Annotated in this window: 16 protein-coding genes; 11 read left to right on the forward strand and 5 right to left on the reverse strand. The window is 46.2% G+C overall.

Features of this window, described 5'->3' with window-relative positions; all coding sequences use genetic code 11:
* The 3 genes from AAHN97_RS05305 to AAHN97_RS05315 are packed head-to-tail and all read left to right on the forward strand — an operon-like array spanning position 1 to position 3,911.
* Entirely contained in the window at positions 1-1,608 is a 1,608-nt protein-coding gene (locus tag AAHN97_RS05305; protein WP_343306516.1) for a RagB/SusD family nutrient uptake outer membrane protein, read from the forward strand.
* A 23-nt stretch (positions 1,609-1,631) separates the two neighbouring features.
* Positions 1,632-2,762 carry a SusE domain-containing protein gene (locus AAHN97_RS05310; protein WP_343306517.1) on the forward strand — a complete coding sequence of 377 codons (1,131 nt, stop codon included), beginning with the start codon at positions 1,632-1,634 and terminating at the stop codon, positions 2,760-2,762.
* Between the two features lie 6 nt (positions 2,763-2,768).
* Complete coding sequence (locus AAHN97_RS05315) at positions 2,769-3,911, forward strand: glycoside hydrolase family 76 protein (RefSeq protein ID WP_343306518.1); 1,143 nt, start codon at positions 2,769-2,771, stop codon at positions 3,909-3,911.
* Positions 3,912-4,201: 290 nt separating this feature from the next.
* Here AAHN97_RS05315 and AAHN97_RS05320 read toward each other — a convergent pair whose 3' ends face one another.
* Together AAHN97_RS05320 and AAHN97_RS05325 are read right to left on the reverse strand one after the other, a co-directional pair.
* Entirely contained in the window at positions 4,202-5,902 is a 1,701-nt protein-coding gene (locus AAHN97_RS05320; RefSeq protein WP_343306519.1) for a GMC family oxidoreductase, read from the reverse strand.
* A gap of 30 nt (positions 5,903-5,932) precedes the next feature.
* Positions 5,933-6,640 (reverse strand): DNA alkylation repair protein, encoded by a 708-nt coding sequence (locus AAHN97_RS05325; RefSeq protein ID WP_343306520.1) that lies wholly within the window; start codon positions 6,638-6,640, stop codon positions 5,933-5,935.
* 113 nt (positions 6,641-6,753) lie between these two features.
* Between AAHN97_RS05325 and AAHN97_RS05330 the strand changes: the two genes are divergently transcribed.
* The 4 genes from AAHN97_RS05330 to AAHN97_RS05345 are packed head-to-tail and all read left to right on the forward strand — an operon-like array spanning position 6,754 to position 9,339.
* Complete coding sequence (locus tag AAHN97_RS05330; protein ID WP_343306521.1) at positions 6,754-7,098, forward strand: DUF1801 domain-containing protein; 345 nt, start codon at positions 6,754-6,756, stop codon at positions 7,096-7,098.
* A gap of 2 nt (positions 7,099-7,100) precedes the next feature.
* Positions 7,101-7,436, forward strand: coding sequence for an iron chaperone (locus tag AAHN97_RS05335; protein WP_343306522.1), 336 nt, complete (start codon positions 7,101-7,103; stop codon positions 7,434-7,436).
* Positions 7,437-7,486: 50 nt separating this feature from the next.
* Positions 7,487-8,737 carry a hypothetical protein gene (locus tag AAHN97_RS05340; protein WP_343306523.1) on the forward strand — a complete coding sequence of 417 codons (1,251 nt, stop codon included), beginning with the start codon at positions 7,487-7,489 and terminating at the stop codon, positions 8,735-8,737.
* Between the two features lie 8 nt (positions 8,738-8,745).
* Positions 8,746-9,339: a DUF1349 domain-containing protein gene (locus tag AAHN97_RS05345; RefSeq protein ID WP_343306524.1), complete on the forward strand. Its 594-nt coding sequence runs from the start codon at positions 8,746-8,748 to the stop codon at positions 9,337-9,339.
* Between the two features lie 363 nt (positions 9,340-9,702).
* Here AAHN97_RS05345 and AAHN97_RS05350 read toward each other — a convergent pair whose 3' ends face one another.
* On the reverse strand, positions 9,703-10,644 hold the full coding sequence (locus AAHN97_RS05350; RefSeq protein WP_343306525.1) for an NADP-dependent oxidoreductase: 942 nt from the start codon (positions 10,642-10,644) through the stop codon (positions 9,703-9,705).
* Positions 10,645-10,727: 83 nt separating this feature from the next.
* Between AAHN97_RS05350 and AAHN97_RS05355 the strand changes: the two genes are divergently transcribed.
* On the forward strand, positions 10,728-11,576 hold the full coding sequence (locus AAHN97_RS05355; RefSeq protein WP_343306526.1) for a helix-turn-helix transcriptional regulator: 849 nt from the start codon (positions 10,728-10,730) through the stop codon (positions 11,574-11,576).
* A gap of 103 nt (positions 11,577-11,679) precedes the next feature.
* Here AAHN97_RS05355 and AAHN97_RS05360 read toward each other — a convergent pair whose 3' ends face one another.
* The gene (locus AAHN97_RS05360; protein WP_343306527.1) at positions 11,680-12,600 is read right to left on the reverse strand and encodes a GNAT family N-acetyltransferase; all 921 of its coding nucleotides are present in this window, start codon (positions 12,598-12,600) and stop codon (positions 11,680-11,682) included.
* A gap of 6 nt (positions 12,601-12,606) precedes the next feature.
* Between AAHN97_RS05360 and AAHN97_RS05365 the strand changes: the two genes are divergently transcribed.
* The 3 genes from AAHN97_RS05365 (at position 12,607) to AAHN97_RS05375 (ending at position 14,328) form a co-directional block, all read left to right on the forward strand.
* Positions 12,607-13,437: an AraC family transcriptional regulator gene (locus AAHN97_RS05365; protein ID WP_343306528.1), complete on the forward strand. Its 831-nt coding sequence runs from the start codon at positions 12,607-12,609 to the stop codon at positions 13,435-13,437.
* Between the two features lie 65 nt (positions 13,438-13,502).
* A complete protein-coding gene (locus AAHN97_RS05370; protein ID WP_343306529.1) occupies positions 13,503-13,943 on the forward strand; it encodes a VOC family protein in 441 nt (146 codons plus the stop codon).
* Between the two features lie 7 nt (positions 13,944-13,950).
* Positions 13,951-14,328, forward strand: a complete 378-nt coding sequence (locus tag AAHN97_RS05375) for a hypothetical protein (protein WP_343306530.1) — start codon at positions 13,951-13,953, stop codon at positions 14,326-14,328.
* Between the two features lie 124 nt (positions 14,329-14,452).
* Here the strand turns inward: AAHN97_RS05375 and AAHN97_RS05380 are convergent, their stop codons facing one another.
* The gene (locus AAHN97_RS05380; RefSeq protein ID WP_343306531.1) at positions 14,453-15,427 is read right to left on the reverse strand and encodes a S41 family peptidase; all 975 of its coding nucleotides are present in this window, start codon (positions 15,425-15,427) and stop codon (positions 14,453-14,455) included.
* Positions 15,428-15,443 lie beyond the last annotated feature (16 nt).

Here is a 15,443-nt window from a genome sequence, read left to right on the forward strand (position 1 = left end):
ATGAAAAGATCATTGCTAATAATATGCTGTATCACTGCCTTGTTCAGCTGCCGGAAACTGGAGCAGCCGAATACGCGTGAGTTCACAGAAGAAGCCTACTGGCGGGATGCGCAGGATGCACTGGACGCACTCACCAGTTGCTATGAGAACATGTCCAACGACTTTTACTATTTCGGTAACGAAGCGTTGAGTGATAACGGGTTTGTGGCCGGCGGAGGGTTTAATGGTGTATCCCTGGTGGCAGGTGGCAGTTATGACCCTGCCAATGCAAGGGTAAGGAGTGAATGGAGTTACCGTTATGCCTGTATCCGTAAATGCAACCTGGTGATATTGAATATCGACAAGGTGCCTTCCATGGATGAAACACTCAAGAAACGGATCATTTCAGAAGCCCGTTTCATTCGTGCGTATTCTTATTTTGAAATGACCACCTGGTTTGGTGATGTACCTTTCTTCACCAACCTGATCTCTATTGATGAATCCAAAACCATCGCCCGTACACCAAAGGCTACGATCATCGCGTTCATCCTGAAAGAACTTGCTGAGTTGCGGAACGATCTGCCTACCAATGTACAGTATGCGGAAAAAGACAGGGGCCGTATCACCAAAGGCGCGGCCATTGCCTTAAGCGCGAAAGTAAGATTGTATAACGGGGAATGGGAAGAAGTAAAGAAGGAATGCGAACTGCTGATCAATTCCACTGCAAACGGTACCTACACTTTGGTAGACAATTATGCGAACCTGTTCAAGGTATCCGGTGAATTCAACAGCGAAGTGATCCTCGACCTGCAATATGGCGGCGGCAGAACTTTCAGTACACAAAGGAGTTTCCTCCCGCAAACAGTAGCCCTGCTGAGAAGTACACTGGTACCTACGCAGGACCTGGTGGATGCATACATCATGCTGAATGGAAAAGGCATTAAAGAAGCAGGTTCCGGTTACAATGAGAACGATCCTTACACCAACAGGGACCCTCGCTTCAAACTCACTATCCTGCACCATGGTTCTACCATTACAGATTTTGAGAATAAAGTTCAAACCATCCTTACATTACCCGGTTCCAATCCTTCCACCAATAGTGTGGATGATCAGGGGGCTTCGCCTACCGGTTATTACTTCCAGAAACATTATGATGTTACTGCGGCTAACTATAACTCCACCCTGAACCTTCCACTGATCCGCTTTGCAGATGTATTGCTGATGTATGCGGAAGCTGTGAATGAACTGGGCGGGCTGGATGCGGCCACCTGGAATAAAACGATCCGTGCCATACGTGTCCGTGCTAAATTCACAGATGCAGGTGCTACAGAATTTCCCGGTGGTGCCAAAGATCAGCTGCGGCCGATCGTACAAAGGGAAAGAAGAGCCGAGCTGGCTTTTGAAGGTATCCGCGCATTTGATATCCGCCGCTGGAAGATTGCGGATGCTGTGCTGAATGTACCGGTAAGAGGTATTAAAGTAAGCTCCGGGGCTTTTAATAAAGACCCTAACGGCTATATCATCGTGGAAAACAGGCGCTTCGAAAATCCTAAACATTACCTATGGCCGGTGCCCACTTTTGAGCGCGACCAGAATAAAAACCTTGGTCAGAACCCGGGATGGCAATAATCACTCAACCTTAAATCACTGTTATGAAAAGATACATCATTGCTTTACTTACCCTGGCCGCATTCCTGCCAGCATGTAAGAAGGACGACTATAAACTGAACATTAACCTGAAGCCGGTGGAAAAACTCAGTGCCCCGGTCAACAATAAATTCACCAAACTGCAACCTGCTACCAGCGCTGCACTCAGCTTTGAATGGGAGCAGGCCAGGGCAGAAGATGGTTCCCTGGTATTGTATGAAGTGGTGTTCGATAAAGAGAATGGCGATTTCTCTAACCCCATTGCCAAGATAGCTTCAGACGGTGGCGGTATCCAGAATAAACTCACCCTCTCTCATAAAGACCTGAACAGTATGGCCGGAAAAGCTGGTATTGCTGCACTGGCTACCGGTAAACTGAAATGGTCTGTAAATGCTTCCAAAGGGTATAACATTCAACCGGCGAAAGAAAGCAGGATCATTGAACTGGAAAGGCCAAATGGTTTTGCAGAAATACCGGTAGATGTATTCCTGACCGGTGCTGCTACAGAAGGCGGCGCCACATTAGCGAACGCCATGAAGATGAAGGCGGTGACAGCTGGCGTGTTTGAGATCTATACTTCCTTAAAAGACGGTAAATACCAGTTCGTAGACAGGAAAACAGGTACGCCTAATACCTTTTACCTGCAAGGTGAATTGCTGAAAGAGAACGGCGAAAGTACACAGGCTGGCGGTACCAAAGCATACCGCATCCGTTTAGATTTCAACAACGCAGCCGCAACGGTTACGGAGATTACGGGCATGGGGCTTTGGTTTGCACCTGATAACAAGATCATGTATGATCTTACATACGCAGGCAACAGCACCTGGAGCTTCCAGAATAAACTGATCACGTTCAAACAGGAGTCCTGGGGCCGTGATGAACGTTACAAATTCAGGATCAATGTGAAGAATGCCGCAGGTGTAGCAGGAGAAGAGTGGGTAGGCAGCTCCAATGCAGACAACAACCGGCCTACTGATGCAACACCGGCTGCTTTCTGGGAGATCAGGACCATCACCAATAACGACCAGTGGAACTACTGCTATAAATTCAAAGCTGCTGTAGACACAAAGAACTGTGATGTGAACGTCTACTTCCAGGCAGACAAGAATTATACACATGAAGTAATCGTAAAATAAATGACCATGCCTCATTCTTTTCTAAAAATAACCTGTGCGTTACTGCTGACTGTTTCATTGGCTTCCTGCCTGAAAGAGCCTGTGGATGAAGGCCCGGGGCCTGGTGCCGGGAATAAGGCCTATGTGTTTAACTGGGCGCAGATTGCGGACTCTTCTTATACTTCCCTGATCGGTAACTTTTACAATCAGCCGGGTAAATACTACAATGAGAACAATTCCGGTAAAGCGGATTTTCACTACTGGCGGAATGCGCATGCGCTGGATGTACTGATTGATGCTTATGTGCGCAAGAACGATCCGCAGATCAAAACGCGGATGGATGAATTGCTGGATGGCATGAAAGCCAAGAATGGCAATACTTACATCAATCACTTCTACGATGATATGGAATGGATGGCATTAGCCTGCCTGCGTGCTTATGAAGCTACCAGTGATGTGAAATACAAAACGGTGGCGGAGCAGGTTTGGACGGACATTAAAGGTGGATGGGATGATACCTGGGGTGGTGGCTTCTATTGGAACAAAGAACGGAAAAACAAGAATACACCAGCCAATGCACCTGCCTGTATCATTGCTTCCCGGATGTACCAGGTAACGCAAAACCCTGCTGACCTTGAATGGGCTAAGAAGAGTTACCAGTGGCAGAAAGCGAATCTCGTGGACCCTGTATCCGGTCTTGTATGGGATGGCCTTGACGGGAATGGTACTAACAAGGACTGGAAGTTCACTTACAACCAGGGTGTTTATATCGGTGCAGGGATTGAGTTGTATAAGATCACAGGGGAAGCGGTGTATATCAATGATGCGATTAAAACGGCGAATAATTCACTGACGGGTGATTTTACGCAGGGCAATATTATGAAGGATGAAGGAGGGGGAGATGGAGGTTTGTTTAAAGGCATCCTGGTACGTAATCTTTTATTACTTATCACGGATGGTAACCTGAGCAGTACGGATAAAACCAAGTTCATCAACTTCCTGAAATTGAATGGAGAAACCTTGTGGTTGCAGGGTACTTCACGTCCATCCATTATTTATGGCCCCAAATGGACGAGTGTGGTTACTACTACCGATCTGTCTACCCAGCTGAGTGGCGCCATGCTGATAGAGGCTGTGGCGAAGTTGAAGGCCCTGGGGTTGATAGATTAGGGATTATATTTTGTTTGCAGAGAAAAATAAACCGGCAGATTGTTTTGATCTGCCGGTTTTATATTTTCAGGCGTAAAGCTTGCCGCGCAAAAGAGGGCGGAGTTTTTTTTATTACGAAGAGAGGATATTTTTTGAAGGCTGCTTTTGTATTGTTTACTTACTGTATGTTTTCTTTTTTGATGTGCTTCTTTTATGCGTTTAAAGTGTTTTTCTTTTTACAAATTGATTTTCTTCAATTCTCTCAGGGGTTCTTTATTTTTAATTAAAAAAGAAAAACTCTTTTTTGGCTTCTATAAATTCATCTTCTTCAATTCACTCACGGCATAATCCGCTGCCCTGGCTGTTAAAGCCATATACGTCAATGAAGGGTTCTGGCATGCGGAAGAGGTCATGCAGGCGCCGTCTGTTACGAATACGTTCTTTACGCTGTGTACCTGGTTCCATTCATTCAATATGGAATCTTTGGGATCGCAGCCCATCCTCGCGGTGCCCATTTCATGAATGGCACCACCGGGATAGGAATCCCTGTTGAAGGGTGTTACATTCTTCAGGCCTGCAGCTTCCAGCATGGCAACCGCATCCTGGTTCATATCCTTGCGCATGAGTATTTCGTTTTCTTTGAACTCACAGTTGAATTCAAGTACAGGCTGGCCCCATGCATCCTGCTGGCCGTGATTCAGGTATACCTGGTTCTCTTCGTAGGGGAGGCATTCGCCGAAACCCATTAAACCCATCTGCCAGGGACCAGGTTCTGTGAGATAATCTTTGTAGGCTTCGCCGATACCCAGTTCTGCAATACCACGTGCCCAGCCTGTGCGGTTACTGTAACCGCTATAGCCAAAACCCCGGAGATACTTTTGTTTGTCTTCTCCGATGTTGCGGAAGCGTGGAATGTAAAAACCGGCAGGGCGGTTGCCGTAATAATATTTATCGGGGAACTCTTCAGAAATGCCGCTGGCGCCTGCATGGAAATGATGGTCCATCAGGTATTTGCCGAGTACTTCGCTGTCGTTGCCCAGGCCTTTTGGGAAACGGTTGGAAGTGGAATTCAGCATAATGAAGGTGCTTCCCAAAGTAGAGGCATTCAGGAAGATGATGCGGGCATGATATTCTATCACTTCTTTGGTATGTTTATCGATCACTTTTACGCCGGTTGCTTTGCCAGCTTCTTCATCATAGATGACGGAATTCACGATAGAATCAGGACGTAAAGTAAGGTTGCCGGTTTTTACGGCAGCGGGTAAGGTAGAGGACTGTGTACTGAAATAAGCGCCGAAGGGGCATCCTCTGGCACAACGATCTCTGTATTGGCACTTGCCTCTGTCGCCGATAGGTTGGGTGAGATTGGCAGTGCGGTACATAGTCATTTTGCGGCCGGGGAATTTTCCTTCGATCCGGCTCTTCACTTCTTTTTCAAAACAGTTCATTTCCATGGCGGGCTGGAAAATGCCATCGGGGAGATGGGGGAGTCCTTCCGCTGTTCCGGCAATGCCTGCAAAGGCTTCTACATAATCGTACCAGGGAGCAATGTCCCTGTAACGGATGGGCCAGTCTATACCAATGCCTTCTTTTGCATTGGCTTCAAAATCCATTTCACTCAGGCGCAGAGAACCACGGCCCCACATAATGGAACGGCCGCCTACAATGTCAGGGCGCGTCCAGTCGAAACGTTTCTTTTCGGTGTAAGGGCTTTCTTCATCCTTCATCCAGTAACTTTCATTGAATTCACTGTATACGCGTTCACGGATAAGATAAGGGTGGCTGCCTTTCTGTGCAGTGGTGAGCCTGCCACGGTGAGGAACTTCCCAGGGAGCTTTGATAGCATTGGTGTAATCTTTTATATGCTCTAATTGTCTTCCTCTTTCCAGCATCAATACTTTGAGTCCTTTTTCACAGAGTTCTTTAGCGGCCCATCCTCCGCTGATACCTGAGCCTACCACAATTGCATCATAGGTGTTTGCTTCCTTTGCTTTCAGATTTAAGTTTGCCATAGTATTAGAAAAATAGGCAAAATCCTTTACTTATGTTAGCTTTTTCAGCTCCATATAGTGTTTCTTCTGCTTAACATCCAGATGTTCAATAGCATAGCGTAACATGGTGCGGGGCATGGTGGCGGCATATTTATCAAGGAACGCGAGTAATGCTGCCTTATCTACTTTGCCGGCCTGGCGGATCCAGCCGCCAGCGGCTTTATGAATGAGGTCTTCTTTATCTTTTACCAGTAGTTCTGCGATGGCAAAGGTATCGTCCCTTTCTTTGTGTTTGAGGAAGTAGGCGGTACTTACAATGGCAGTGCGGTGTTCCCAGATGTTTTTAGAGCGTGCGAGTTTGTAGAGTATTTTGCGGGGTTTGTCAAAGAGGTATCTGCCTACAACGTATATGGCGCTTACATCCACGAGGTCCCAGTTGTTGATCCTGTCGTGGCGGCGCATGTGGAGATCGTAGAGTTCTTTACGGCGGTTTTCGGGGATCTTGTTGCGGCGGGTATCTTTATCCATGATGCTGAGTGCACCGGCCCTTACTTCGTGAATGGGATTGTCCAGCAGTTTCTCCAGTTCACTAACCGGCATGTCTATATGTTCTTTGGCTAATGCAAAGAGTTTTCCCATGGGTACGCCGATGAATACATCTGCTTCATCCGGTTTAAAATAACGTTGGATCTTTTTCTGATCAGCGGGAGAACTGAGTTTCTTTACGGCAGCGATGAATTGTTCTGCGGTGTTTTTCATGTTACCAAATATACGCGTGAAAATTGACGTAATTATCCCCTGTAATTGTCGCATTTACCCTATTCCTATGTTGAAATGACGGGGTATGTTTGTGGTACATTAAAACTATCAATATGAGCCAGGAAGTTACAACGTATATCAAGAAATTGCAGCCATGGCAGGTGAAGGTTTGTGAGGAATTAAGAAAAACAGTAAAGGAGATCATTCCTGACGTGGAAGAGCGTTTACAATATGGTAAACCGCATTACCTGAAGAACGGGCATTATGCGGCTGTTATTCATGCAGCAAAGGATAAAGTATCTTTCATGCTTTTCAATGCTACAGAGCTGGCAGAGATCAAAGGGTTCTTTAAATCCATGACAGGCCCGGAGCGGAAAACGGCTACCATTACAGAAGGGCAGGAAGTGAATTACAAGCAGTTGGGAGAGCTTTTGAAGAAGGCATCTAAATCGCTGTAAACATGAAAGCAAAAAACATTGATTCCTATATTGCCGGATTTCCAAAAGAGATCCAGGATCCGTTGAAGGAAATAAGAGCTGCCATTAAAAAGGCAGCTCCTGCATTGGAAGAAGCTATCAAATATGATATGCCTACTTTCATACTGGACGGGAAGAACTTCTTCCACTTCGCGGCATATAAGCACCACATCAGTTTTTTTGGAGCAGGTATTGTGAATGAAGAGCTTGCACATTATAAGAGTGGAAAGGGTACTCTTCAGTTCCCGTTAAGCCAGCCTATGCCCTTGGATCTGATCACCCGGATCGTTACTGCTAAAATTAATCAACCCAATATTTAGCAGGGCAGGTAAAAATGCTAAGCCGTATCTTGTTCAAAACATCAGATCCCATGACGTTATTGAACAGGCAAACCACGTTCTTCCTGCTTATCGTCTTTTCCACGTTAACCAGTTACGCCCAGCGCCCCACAAAGGGTTTTAACGAAAAAGGTATCTCCAAAGAAGTATTGGAACATTACCTGGAACATTCCGTTACCATGGCAGAGTTCCTGGCAGTAGACCCTTATACGGTGGATGCTGCTTATCCCAATAAAGAAGATGATATCCGGCTGATCAAAAACATCGGCGCTAAATTTATCGGGCGGGCTATTTACCGCTGGGGCAAGGAAGCTATATTAACCAACCAGGATTACCTGGACCAGGCAGCAGCGCTGATCAAAAAAGTACAGCAGCAGGATCCCGAAGTTGTTTTTCAGGCAGCTTTGTTTGAATGCATCACGCAACAGGTGAATGATATCCCGGTTCCTGATTGGGTGTTCACTACTTTCGGCGATAAGGTGGAAAAGCGGAATTTCCGGTATAATGATATGCTCAATGCCAATGGTAAGTTTGTTGACCACTGGCGGAAGGGGAGCAGTGTGCCGGATATCACCACCAAAGAAGCACAGTACTGGTTTATGTTCCTGGCCGGTACTTATATGAATATAGGCTGTGAAGCCCTGCATCTGGGGCAGATAGCATTGATAGGAATGGCAGATCCCAAGCTGGAAGCCTGGGCAGCTTTCCTGGTGAAAGTGCGGGAGTATGCAAAAAAACATACCCGGCATAAATGGGTGTTGCTGGATGCACATACGCCTTCCGGTGGTATGGTGGTGAATGGCAAGAGCCTGCTGGATTTCAATTCTTTCCCTTTACGTATCAAAGAAGTGGTGGATAAACCGCAGGAAGGTGTTCTTCAGATGGGATACCTGGATGCTTTATTCGGAAGAAGTAAAGCATGTATCACACCCAGTGGCTGGTCTTCTCCTTCTTTACCTTTTCTTGTAGAATTTGATAATTTCGGTATCAGCCGGAACCCAGGTGTGGCGGATACTACTTCTCATTTTATCTGGGGCTATGATGAGGTCAGCTGGTTTTACCTGCAGCCGGAAAAGTACCGGCAGGATTGGTTGCGGTATGCTTATAAATGGATCAAAGAACATGATAAAAGTGCATTCCTGCAAATGCCGGTGAGCCGGATCGTATCTTTAGGAAGAGGTAAACCTATGGTGAAGAACCGTGCCAATACACGTTCTGCGACTATGCCGGATGGCATGAACCTGGAAGAGACGATTAAGGATATATGGTCTAAAAGTAAATAAGGATATAAATGAAACAACTGGTTATTATTGCGTGTATATTATTTTCAAATGGATTGAAAGCGCAAACAATGAAATGGTTTAATGAACCTAAAAAATGGGCACAGACTTCCGTATTGGCGGTGACCGTAGATCCGGGTACAGATTACTGGCAGGTGACACATTATGGCTTTAAGCGGGATAACGGGCCGTTCTATTACCAGGAGCAGGAAGGGGATTTTGAAGCCAGTGTGAAGATCACAGGGCAGTATAAAGAGTTGTTCCATCAGGCTGGTTTGATGATCCGTATCGATGCAAAGAACTGGATCAAAACGGGCATTGAATATGTGGATGGTGTGCAGAATGTGAGTGCAGTGGTAACCCGGGAAGTGTCTGATTGGTCTGTGGTTCCACGGCATGATAGTCCAGAGAGCATGTGGTTGAAACTGCTGCGTAAAGGAGATTATGTGCAGATTGAATATTCTTTTGACAATAAGGAGTTTAAAATGCTGCGCCTGGCATATTTCCCGCCAAAGGTGAAAGTGCAGATAGGGCCTGTAGCTGCAGCCCCGGGGAAAGAGCAATTCGATGTAGTGTTTGAAGATTTTAAAGTGCTGAAGAAATAAGTGTTTCGAAAATATCATGGAGGCGGAGCGCAAATAAAGGGGTGTATTTTTTCAATAAATAAACTGGGCCAATATTGTATTTAGGCAGTGGGGATCAGTATTTATTGAAAAAATACACCCCTTTATTTGCTCCTTCGGCTGCTGGGTTGTGTAAGCAGCTTATTATTTGCCGGGATTATAAATGCCTGAATACCTAAATACCTGAATACCCTTAGCCTCTCAACACTGCCCTAAAAGAGAAACCAGCGTATGTATTTTTTTAAGGAAAGCTGTCCGTATTGCCTAAGCGCAACATTGGGCTAGTTTTTTTCCTTAAAAAAATACATACGCTGGTTTCGGCGCATTTAGTTAGCGTGTGAATACTTAAGGCCTAACAATCACCTTGCCCACAGTTCTCCCCGTCTCCACCTGTTGATGTGCTTTCGCTATCTCCGCAAATGGGAACACCTGCGATACATGCGACTTAATAATCCCTTTCTCCAGCAACTCCGCCAGCTTAACCATATCTTCTCCATTCGAGGATACCATGAAATGATAACCTTTAATACCTTTCGCAGCGGATTTTTCGGTGAGGCCTTCTACTGCTCCTGAAGGTAAAGTGATCAATTGCCCGCCGGGTTTTATTACTTCCAGGGAACGTTCTATCATGTCTCCACCAAATGCATCCAGTACAAGATCAAGACCTCCGGTCACTTCTTCAAAGCGCTGGCTTTTGTAATCGATGTGTACATCCGCACCCAGTCCTAAAATAAATTCTTTATTGGCAGCAGAAGAAGTACCTGTAACATGTGCGCCCAGGTATTTGGCGATCTGTACAGCATAATGGCCCACGCCACCAGCCGCTGCATGTATTAAGATCTTATCACCGGATCTGATCTTCGCATGCGTTACCAATGCCTGCCAAGCTGTAAGTGCTGCCAGGGTAGCAGCGGCAGCTTCTTCATAACTGATATTATCCGGCTTTAAAGCCAGGTGCGCTGCCGGTGAGGCTACGTATTCTGCATAAGCTTTACCATGCCCTGGAAAATTAACCATCCCGAAAACAGCATCCCCTTCCTTAAAGCCAGTGACGTTTGCACCTACGGCTGTTACAATGCCTGAAATATCCCAGCCCAGTATAATAGGTTTTTCGTCTTTTAACCTGCCCATCAAGGCTTTACCATTCCTTGTTTTTATATCAACAGGATTGATGCTAAAGGCCTTAACCTGTACTACTACTTCTCCTTCCTGCGCAACAGGCTGGGGGAGTTCTGTAATCCGGAGCTGTTCTGTGCCCCCGGATCCGTTTAATGTGATAGCTTTCATTGTTTCTGTTTGTATAGCAAATTTATACCTGTTAACTGGATGTTTGCTGGTAGATGTTTTCCATAATTAGGTATATTTACACCATGAAACGGGAAAACCTGCATGAGCCATTTTCTATTGAGTTTATTGAAACATTGGATGTGTGCCCCAAGTCCGGGCATACCCATAACTTCTTTGAACTGGTATATATCCTTTCGGGTACAGGTACCCAATGCATTAATAACAATACCTCCCGGTATCATGAAGGGCATATGTTCCTGATCACACCGGAAGATTGCCATTCCTTCCAGATTGAAACCACTACTTCCTTCTTCTTTTTACGGTTTAATAACATCTACCTTCAGTCGAACAGCATTCATACGGATAATGTTCAAAGGCTGGAATTTATATTACAGAACGCCAACCATCAACCCGGCTGTATCCTGAAGAATAAGGTGGACAAAAGCCTGGTACATCCTTTGGTAGAAGCGGTGATCAGGGAACATGTGAACAGGGATTGTTATAACCGGGAACTGATCCAGCACCTGGTGAATACGCTGATCGTAGTAGTGGCGCGCAATATTTCCAAATACATGCCGCAGCAGGTGGGGGAACAGACAGATGAAAAGGCGCTGGACATCCTTTCCTATATTCAAAACAATATCTATTACCCGGAGAAGATCAGAACGGAAGTGATCAGTAAAAAGTTTGGGGTATCTGAATCCTATCTCGGGCGTTATTTCAAACGGCAGACGAACGAAACCATGCAGCAATACGTTACCAGCTACCGGATGAAAATGATCGAACACCGGCTGCTGCACAGTGATCTGCGCATGGGAGAGATCGTTACGGAATTTGGGTTTACAGATGAAAGCCACCTGAATAAGTTCTTCAGGAAGAACAAGGGTATCAGTCCTACAGTTTTCCGGAAAGGGAGCCGCTTGCCAGTTTAAGTACCTGCCGGTGAATTTATTTTTTACAAAGAAAAAGAATCCCGCCCCATAATGGGTGCAGTTTGTGAGGATCGGTTAAAATTATCAGTAGGATATGGAGGGGTTATGCGCTGATCCTTTTAAAACGGATCATGCCAAAGGTTGGGATAAAATCAAACTGTTGATAGAAGGGGGCGAGGTCTTCTCCGCAAATAAGGGTGACCATAATGTCGTCATCCACGAGGTCGATCAGTGCTTTCATCATGGCGGTGCCAATGCGTTTGCCCTGCCAGTCGGGATGCACCATTACATCCTTTACGTAATAGAAGGTGACTTTATCTCCGAGTAACAGGGCACATCCGACCGCTTCTCCGGTATTGCCGTTTACTGCTACTATGGAATGTGTTACCGGGGCGAGCATAGCTGCGATCTTTTCCATATTGTCCCTTTCAGGATCTGCCCAACCTACTGAGATGGCTATACGCCTGAACTCTTCCGGAGTGGGCGTCCTTTTCAGGACCTGGATGTAGGAAGGTAAACTACTCTGACTTTTTTGCCGGATGGTGATGGTTTGCCCGCCAAAGTCAATGTAATAACCATTGAGGTCGCGGACGGTGTAACCAGCCATGCCCCAGGGTTTGTTTTCAAGGGGGGAAACGATGTCGGCCCCTCTTTCCTTGTGGAAATCGTATAGGGCTTCCAGTTGCCTTACCCGGACGAAGATGGCATTGCCCCTGGAAGTGGCGGCTAATGCAGGATCGTAGGAGAATTGTACCTGGGCGCCATGCCAGGAAACTGCGCCATGTGTAGGTGGGTCTCCCCACATCCATTTATCGGGGAAGCCAAAGACCTCCTGCCAGTATTTAATGGTTTCTTCTACACTGTGTACGGTTAGTACTGGTTCTGTGTGAACAATTGTCGGTGTCATTGTTTTTGTAGTTAGGCCACCAGCGGGGATTTCAGCGTATTTCTGAATGTGATCGACAGCCATCAACACCATTACCTGACCACTTATCCTTGCCTGTGGCGGTTTTAAGGCACGCATAAGTTAGTGAAATTTTATCAGAATATTATAAATAACTATCTTGAAGTACTGAAAACACCGATTAACATAAGATTACTTTATCTGCCTGTACAGCCCAATTTCAAACATCCTGCCGAAGGGGTGATGTACCAGGAGATCCTTCCTGACCAAAGGTTACAGGACTATATTTACTGTTATTGGCAACTGCGCACCAAACATCCTTTGGCAGACCCCTTCCATTACAGGGTTATCGCAGACGGCTGTATGGATGTTTATTTTGAGCTGGAACAACCGGATCAGAGCTTTGTGATGGGCTTCTCGAATTCCTTTGTGGAGTTTGAGCTGGCAAGGACTTTCAACTACGTGGGCGTACGGTTCTTTCCCAGTATGTTCCCGCAGCTGTATAAGATCAGCGCGGCTGAATTAAGCAACCGGGCAGCATCCCTGGATGAGGTGTTGCCGGATCTGGCCAAGTTCATAGCGGATTCCTTTTCCGATACCTTTTCCCCGGCAAACCTGAAAGCCTTGCTGGATGAACATTTCCTCCGGCATGTTGCAAACATCCGTATTGATGCAGATAGCCGTTTGTATGAATCCATTCACCTTATCCTGCAGAACGGGGGAACGGTAAGTATAGAGAAGGAGTTGCCACAGGGCATCAGCGTCCGGCAGTTGCGGCGGTTGTTTGAATTCTATATCGGGGATACGCCGAAGGAGTTTTCCCGGATCGTAAGGTTCCAGAAAACCTTGCAGGCGCCGGAAGATTACCTGAACTCAGGGTATTACGATCAGGCCCATTTTATCAAAGAGTTCAAAAACCTTTATGGCCTTACACCCGGCAAGGCCCTGCTGAAGTAAGTTGTCCGTTTTTTACAATGTTCCTGTTTAACCCCGGGATAACTTTGCTGTATAAATCGTAACACATGAAACGCTTACTCTTATTGCTGATCTTCTCTTTATTCATCACTAATATTTATGCACAAATGAAACTCAATGCAGGGATCGTAACGTCTAAGATCGCGGAAAGTAAAAAGTTCTATACGGAAGTGCTGGGCTTTGGCGTAATCTTTGAAAACGACTTCTACCTATTACTCCATACACCAAATAAGCAGGCAGAACTCAGTTTCCTGCTGCCGGAGCATGCTTCCCAGCAACCCCTGTTCCGGACTCCCTTTGCCGGTAAAGGTGTTTACCTGACCATAGAGGTGGATAACGTGAACGAGGTGTACGAAAAAATGAAAGCCAAAAAAGTGGATATTAAAATAGCTATCAGGGATGAACCCTGGGGCGACCGTCACTTTGCCATCCAGGACCCCAACGGGGTGGGTATAGATATCGTTACCTACAAAGCGGTACCTTTATAAAAAAGGAATGCCGTATCTACAATTGGATGTAAATGATCATTATCCTGTTGCCACCAAACAGCTGCTGGCTCAAAGAATGGGCGCTCTTTACGCCGGCATTATGAAGGCGGATGTGAACAGGATCACCATCACTATCAGGGAGCTGGGGGAAGGGGCCGTCTGGCGTTGCAATGCAGAAACGCCCGTTCCCGCAGCATTGCTGATGTGTGATATCCGGCGCGGCCGGCCGGTGGAAACAAGAGCTGCCTTGGCAGAAGCACTGATCGCCTGTTGTGAGGAGGTGTTGGGCTTGCAGCGGTTGAACATAGAGTTCACCCAGCATTCGGGAGATGAAATGTACCATCCTGTGCTGGGCGGCTGGAGTGAGGATTGGAAGGAGGATTGATTATATTTGTTACCCATGCACACGCAGTCCTTACAACCGGATCCTTCCGTTGCGCATTATATCAGCAACATCCTGGTGATCGAGAATTTCGATCCGTATTGTGATGTGGCGCTGCCCCTGGTAGCTAACGGCTATCTAATGTTGTGGTTGCTGTTTTATCAGAAGAAGTAAATGTTCTGCCTGTTGCAGTTACAGTCTTATCAGCGGCAATAAGTTCCCTGATCACTTTAATCTCTTCTCCCGGCTTGGTTACATGATCTGGCTGAATACCCTTCTGCTCCCAGGAACTATCCGTTCCCGGCAATGAAGGTGCTGCAATGGAAACAGACACGTAGTATTCATTATTCACACGGTAGAATTGATTCATATTGGCCCCGCCTGCAGAGGTCTGGCCAACTATCTTCGCTCTTTTACGGGCTTGTAATACAAAGGCGAAGGCTTCTGCGGCAGATGCTGTTCTGCCATTCACCAGGATGTATAAGGGTTTATTGTACTTCTCTTCTGTCAGCCAGCTAACTGTTTTTTCTACTTCCACACCGCCGGTCCTGCTTTTGAATTCCAGCAGTGGGGTGTTCTTTGGAAGGAAGTAACTTTCCAGCACAGAACCGATATTACTGCCACCGCCACCATTGTATTGAAGGTCTATAATAAGGGCTTTTGTATTGGATACAAACCGCATGGCGGCATAGAGTAAGGGCAGGCTTTTATCGGAGATATTGATCCCGGAGAGTTTAATATAACCAATGTTGCCATCCAGGATCTTCACTTCCCGGAAGCCGTAATTATCTTCTTTGGCTTTTGGTCCATAGTAGAACATGTCTTCGTTACCTTCTTCTTCCCGGCGGATTGTTGTATCATAGAAAAGATAGAGATGCCCATCGTGGCTGAAATTTTGCAATACGGCGGTGACTACGGAGTCCAGGGGTTTAGTGTTGAAAGTACCTGCTTTGTATTGCTGCAACAGGTGCGCGGCGATCTTTGCACCTTTTTCTTCCGATACATAGTGCGCTTTGATCAGCTGCGCTGTTTTTTCTATGATCGTTTGCTGGGCCTGAGCAAAACTGGTGCTCAATATGATGATCAGTATAATGCCTTTCATAACAGCAAAGGTCTGT

The sequence above is a fragment of the Chitinophaga niabensis genome, from assembly GCF_039545795.1.
Taxonomy (GTDB): Bacteria; Bacteroidota; Bacteroidia; order Chitinophagales; family Chitinophagaceae; genus Chitinophaga; species Chitinophaga niabensis_B.

Excerpts from the sequence above, each read along its gene's own strand:
- AAHN97_RS05340 (WP_343306523.1), top strand. The coding sequence starts at position 7,487 with ATGACGTTATTGAACAGGCAAACCACGTTCTTCCTGCTTATCGTCTTT.
- AAHN97_RS05370 (WP_343306529.1), top strand. The coding sequence starts at position 13,503 with ATGAAACGCTTACTCTTATTGCTGATCTTCTCTTTATTCATCACTAAT.
- AAHN97_RS05380 (WP_343306531.1), bottom strand. The coding sequence starts at position 15,427 with ATGAAAGGCATTATACTGATCATCATATTGAGCACCAGTTTTGCTCAG.
- AAHN97_RS05335 (WP_343306522.1), top strand. The coding sequence starts at position 7,101 with ATGAAAGCAAAAAACATTGATTCCTATATTGCCGGATTTCCAAAAGAG.
- AAHN97_RS05350 (WP_343306525.1), bottom strand. The coding sequence starts at position 10,644 with ATGAAAGCTATCACATTAAACGGATCCGGGGGCACAGAACAGCTCCGG.
- AAHN97_RS05310 (WP_343306517.1), top strand. The coding sequence starts at position 1,632 with ATGAAAAGATACATCATTGCTTTACTTACCCTGGCCGCATTCCTGCCA.
- AAHN97_RS05305 (WP_343306516.1), top strand. The coding sequence starts at position 1 with ATGAAAAGATCATTGCTAATAATATGCTGTATCACTGCCTTGTTCAGC.
- AAHN97_RS05355 (WP_343306526.1), top strand. The coding sequence starts at position 10,728 with ATGAAACGGGAAAACCTGCATGAGCCATTTTCTATTGAGTTTATTGAA.
- AAHN97_RS05375 (WP_343306530.1), top strand. The coding sequence starts at position 13,951 with ATGCCGTATCTACAATTGGATGTAAATGATCATTATCCTGTTGCCACC.
- AAHN97_RS05315 (WP_343306518.1), top strand. The coding sequence starts at position 2,769 with ATGCCTCATTCTTTTCTAAAAATAACCTGTGCGTTACTGCTGACTGTT.
- AAHN97_RS05325 (WP_343306520.1), bottom strand. The coding sequence starts at position 6,640 with ATGAAAAACACCGCAGAACAATTCATCGCTGCCGTAAAGAAACTCAGT.
- AAHN97_RS05330 (WP_343306521.1), top strand. The coding sequence starts at position 6,754 with ATGAGCCAGGAAGTTACAACGTATATCAAGAAATTGCAGCCATGGCAG.
- AAHN97_RS05320 (WP_343306519.1), bottom strand. The coding sequence starts at position 5,902 with ATGGCAAACTTAAATCTGAAAGCAAAGGAAGCAAACACCTATGATGCA.
- AAHN97_RS05345 (WP_343306524.1), top strand. The coding sequence starts at position 8,746 with ATGAAACAACTGGTTATTATTGCGTGTATATTATTTTCAAATGGATTG.
- AAHN97_RS05360 (WP_343306527.1), bottom strand. The coding sequence starts at position 12,600 with ATGCGTGCCTTAAAACCGCCACAGGCAAGGATAAGTGGTCAGGTAATG.